At 33.4% G+C, this 5,958-nt stretch carries 1 protein-coding gene; it reads right to left on the bottom strand.

Annotation, left to right across the window (positions count from 1 at the left end; all coding sequences use genetic code 11):
* Positions 1-5,958: non-ribosomal peptide synthetase (locus GQ47_RS20495; RefSeq protein WP_035652507.1), on the bottom strand; the 5,958-nt coding region annotated here is incomplete at both ends.

Here is a 5,958-nt window from a genome sequence, read left to right as displayed (position 1 = left end):
TTTAATCAACTGCGGCTCAAATTTATTGGCATTATACCTCAATTCCACAATTAATGATAATGGTGTTGGGATCACCATGATACTGAAATCATAATTGGTCTGTTCAAATACTTCCATAGATTCTATGGTTAATTCTTGACCTTTTTGACTTTGGGTATTTTGTACATTCTCCTTAATTACCTCCTGTACTGGGTAATTCTCAAAAACCATAATATGATTAATCAGGTTCATCCCCAATTCACTTTGAGATTGTACCTCAGACAAATTCAAATAATGATGGGCATTACCTGATATTGCCTCATTCTGGACCTGCGTTAACAGATCCAGAGCTGTATTTCCTTCTTTGTATCTTACTCTTACTGGAATTGTATTGATAAACAAGCCTACCATATTTTCAACTCCATTTAACTCTGCAGGTCTTCCAGAAACTACTGCCCCAAATACTACGTCTTGTGTAGTGTTATATCTTGACAGTAAATACCCCCAAACTGACTGTATGAAGGTGTTTTGTGTTACACCAATTTGACTACATATACTATTTAGTCTTTGGTATAAATCACCTTCTATTTTTAAAATCTCTTTAGATTCTTTATAAATAGGATTCTCCGTAGACAGTGTCTTAAATGGAATTTCGGCAACTTGACTGTAATTTCTCAAGTAACCTTTCCAATATTCCATGGAATCGTTTGTGTTTATTTTATTTAACCATTGGATATAGTTAGCGTAAGGCAATGGTTTCGGAAGATTTAACGGTATTTTTAGATCAATCGAATTCAATATTTGATAAAAATCATTTATTAAAATGCTCATACACCAACCATCGGTAAGAATATGATGGCGGCTCCAAATAAACTCGTATTGATCATCTCCTATATCCAATACCTGAAGGCGCATCTGAGAAAAGGAAGTCTCTAAATCGAATCCTTTTTCTCTGTCTTTTAGCTTTACTTCTTCCACATAATCATTCTCATCTATTTCTTGAGGTACTACTTGATATGAAAATTGACTTGGAACTACTTTTCTCACTATCTGTAACGGATGATCGCTTAAATCATAGTTAAAACTTGTTCTCAATACACTATGTCTTGATATTAGCTTGTCATAGGATTCATGTACTGACTGGATATCTAAATCCAGTGCTTTTATTCTATAAGACATCTGCTCAAAATACATTGAGGACGATTTCTCAGACAACCAGTGATAGTACATTCCTTGCTGTAGTGGAGACAGCTTATAAACATCCTCTAATGTATTATCTCTGTTTATCACAAATAAATCTTCGATACTCAAGCCTTTAAAAGTTAAATCAGATGGTGTTGGATAATTCTCCTTAATAATACTTAGTTCTTCTATAATATTGGTAAGGTTTCTTTGGTAAGAGTCCACTAAATCTTGAATCGTATTTAGCTGATAAATTTCTTTAGAAAAATTTATTGACATCCTAAGTTGGCCTGAGACCAAAATACCAGAAACACTAAGGGCAACATCGCTTTCATTCTGTCTATCTATATCTAAACCTATACTCTCTGAGGAATATTCAAATAACGAATTTGATTTATTAGTTACATTATTACCGAAATCTCCTAAATAATTAAACTCTATCGATGGCTCAAGCCCTTTGCTAAAACCATCCGATAAATACTTCAGTATTCCATATCCAATACCCTTGTTAGGTATCTTTCTTAAATCTTCCTTAACTCCAATTAAATTATCTATAGCCGGTTTTGAATCAGCTAAATTCAATACAAAGGGATAAACAGAGGTAAACCAGCCAACTGTCCTACTGATATCAACATCAGCTATAATATCCTCCCTTCCATGGCCTTCCATTTTGATAACACTTTTGTTGATACCAAAAGTCTCTTTTATTGCGAGACCTAAACCTGTCAATAAAACATCATTAATCTCTGTATTATAAACACCATGCACTTGTGTTTGCAATAACTCTGTAATAGATTTATTTAAGATAAAAGAAATACTACCGTCCTTCCTTATAATAGTAGATTCGCTAAGTTCCATATCCTTCGGAAAAGCAGGAATCAATTGATTACAAATATCCTCCCAATAAGTTTTCTCTAATTTTATCTTATCTCCATAAGCATACTCCTTCTGTAAAGAAGCCCATAATTTAAAAGAATCTGTTTTTAAGGGTAATTTGGGCTTTTCTCCAAATCTATATTGCCCATAAAGTGTAGATAAATCCTCCAACAAAATACGCCAGGAAACACCATCTACCACTAAATGATGAACAATCAGGGCTAATCGATCACCGTCCTTCAATCGAAAATGACCTACTTTGAATAACGGTCCTTCCATTAAATTAAAGCTAGATTGCAACTTTTCTCCTAAATTAAACATTACCTCTAATTCATCCTGTTCCGCGCGCAAATCATGAAACATTATGGAAACATCATTCGTTGATATACCTTGATTAAATTGCTTCCAATTCCCTCCCGAATTACTATAAACCATACGTAACACATCATGGTGTTTAATCAAAAATTCTATACTTTTCGATAAAAATTCTTGATTTAGCTCTTCCTTACTTTTTAATAAAACTGACTGATTATAATGATGGTGTACTTTAAAAATAGGGTTCTCGAAAAAATGATATTGTATTGGGGTAAAATCTACTTCACCTGATACCGTAGACTGATCTGCAATCTGGCTGTTTACTTCTAAATATTTTGTCAAATCCTCCAATACCGGCACTTGAAGTATCTGTTGGATTTTAAGGGTATATCCACGTTGTTTTAACCTTGATACTATCTGGATGGATTTGATAGAATCTCCTCCCAAATTATAAAAGCTATCTTTAATACTAATGGACTCTCTCTTCAATACATCTTCCCAAACAGAAACCAACAACTTTTCTTCTTTCGAACGGGGACCTATATATTCTTTTCTAACAATATCTTCTTCAGTTACATCCGGCAAAGCCTTTCTGTTTATTTTACCCATAGGTGTTAAAGGTATTGATTCTATTTCTACATAGAACCCCGGAATCATATAAGGAGGTAGTTTCCCTTGCAGAAAGCTACGCAATTCTGATTTGTCTATCGTTTTATCAGTTACAATGTAAGATACTATATTCTTGTGATGGTTCGCATTACTTTTCACAAGTGCAACACTTGCTTTAACCAACGGAAATTGATTAATTGCCCTATCAATTTCATTTAATTCGATTCTATGTCCAAATATCTTAACCTGATTATCCATTCGCCCTATAAACTCTATATTTCCATCTGGACGCATAACTACCAAATCACCAGTTTTATATAGTTTCCCTTGATTCTTATCTATACAATTTTCTACAAACTTTTCTTGGGTTAATGTTGAATTATTTAAATAACCTTTGGCTACACCATCGCCACCTATAAAAAGCTCCCCTTTCACTCCAATTGGGCAAATTTTCAAGTTTTTATCCAATATGTATAATTGAGTATTGGAAAATGCTCTACCAATAGGTATAGATCTTCCTTTTTGGGTACTTTCTACCACATGCAATAGTTTTCCTATAGTTGCTTCTGTAGGTCCATAATGATTGATAATTACAACATTTGGATCCTTTTTTATAGCCGTTTCTACTATTTCATTTGTAAGTTCCTCTCCTCCAAAAATAATCATTTTGTTAGGCGTAGGCATCATATCGTGTTCATTTAACGACGCCCAATAAGGAGGCACTATTTTTATACAATCAATTTTGTTATCTCTAAAATATTGTTGAATGTAATTTATATCTCTTAATGAATTCTTTGAAAACATATGGATTGTTTTTCCAAAAATTAAAGAGCCAAATAAAACAGTACTACCTGAATCTGTTGAGACTGTTGACATCATCGCAAAAGATCTATTCTCTTCTATCTTAATTTTCGAAGACAAACCAAATAAATAATCCATTAAATTCCCATGGCTCACCAATACACCTTTTGGATTTCCAGTTGACCCAGATGTGTATATTATATTACAAATATCATTTTGCTTCAATCTAATTTTATTCCCTTGAATTTCTTCATTAAAATTTAATTGATCTAGAAAAAGTATATTATGATCTGTAGTGGCAAAAATATCTGAATGATTACTGCTGGTTAATACGAATCTTGCCTTTGTATCATCTAGTATATGTTGGATTCTTTCTTGAGGATAATCTGGCTCTATTGGAACATAAACAGCTCCGCTCTTAATTATCCCTAGTAAGCCTACAATCTGTAAATCTATAAAACTATCAAAACACAAAACAATTTTTGAGTCCAATCCTACTCCTTGTTTCTGTAAATAATACATTAATTGATTCGCCTTTTCATTAAGCTCCTGATACGTTAATTCCTTTTCTTCAAAAACAACAGCTACATTATTAGGCGTTTTTACTACTTGCTCCTCAAATAAATCAACTATCGTTTTATCCTGAGGATAAGCTACTTCCGTATCGTTAAAATCTAACAATAACTGTTGCTTCTCTTCTTGGGTTAAATAGTTTAATTCTTGAATAAGGGTCTCAGGCTGTTCTATTGATTCTCTAACAAGATTCTCAAAATGAGAAAACATTCTTTCTATCAAATAACCATCATAGATGTCTGTATTGTATTCTATTGTCAAACCTAATCCTTCTGCTTCAAAAAAGGCAAAACTGATATCAAATTTAGAAACCTTTCTAGAAAAATTGAATCCACTTACCTCAAAGTCGATTAATTCCTCAGTATTCAGGTTATTTAACTGTCCTTGGTTTTGTAAAACCACCAAGACATCAAATAAGGCCGAACGGCTCACATCCCTATTTAAATTCAACTTCCCTACTAAAGCATCAAAAGGATAACCCTGATGCTCATAAGCTCCTAATAAAGTTTCTTTTTGGATAGCTACCAAATCTAAAAAGCTTGCCCCTTCCTTAAGCTGGGTTCGTATGGCTAGCGTATTCAAATATATTCCTATCTGATTCTCCAAATCAGGATGCTCTCTCCCTGCTATTGGAGTTCCAATTATAATATCATCCTGTCCTGTATATCTATATAGCAAAACATTTATCCCTGCCATTAAAGTCATAAACAAAGTAACTTCTTGTTCTTTTGAAAAGGTCTTTAACTTATCTAAAAATTCTTTCGAAAAAGTGTGTGTAAAGTTATCCCCATTATAGGTCTGAACCAATGGACGTGTTTTAAAACTCGGTAAATCTAAAACCGGAAGTTCGCCCGCAAACTGCTCTAACCAATACTGCTCTGAAACCTGGTGTTTTTCTTGCTGAATTGTTGTATTAAGCCATACAGCATAATCCTTATACTGAATACGTAATTCAGGTAAAGTAATTGCCTCTCCTTGCATTAAAGCATTATAGGTTTTTACAATCTCTGATATCAATAACTCCATTGACCAACCATCTCCAATAATATGATGCATCGATAAGAAAAATACATATTCTTGCTCGTTTAGATGAATCAGAGAAGCCCTTACAAGTGGTCCGTGTTCTAAATCAAAAGGCTCATCATTTCTTTTCTCTAAATAATAAACAACTGTCTCCTCCTGATTTTCTACCGAACGATAATCCTCTAATGTTATTCTGAACTCCACTTGTTCAATAGGAAGGATATACTGTCTGATATCTCCTTGCTCATTTGTTTTAAAGTAAGTTCTTAAAATTTCATGACGCTTGATTAATAACCTAAATGATTCTTCAAATTTATCAAAATCAACAGTTCCTGTAAACCTAACTGCGGCCGGCATATTATAGGCCAAAGAACCACCCTCAAGTTGGCTCAATATCCACAAACGACTCTGTGAGCTAGTTAGGGGATAGGATTCATCCTGCGCTGCCTTGGGAATGCTTAAATATTCGCTTTGTTTTAATTCTTTGCTTAATGCTTTTATGGTTGGATTGGCAAAAAATATTTTAAAGGATATCGTTTTTCCTAATTTTTTAAAAATTTGATTGATAACTTGAACTACTATCAGACTATGTCCTCCCAG

It is taken from the genome of Flavobacterium sp. ASV13 (assembly GCF_000745775.1).
GTDB lineage: Bacteria > Bacteroidota > Bacteroidia > Flavobacteriales > Flavobacteriaceae > Flavobacterium.
The sequence above is the reverse complement of the archived record's forward strand: the minus strand, read 5'-3'. Positions and strand labels throughout refer to the sequence as shown.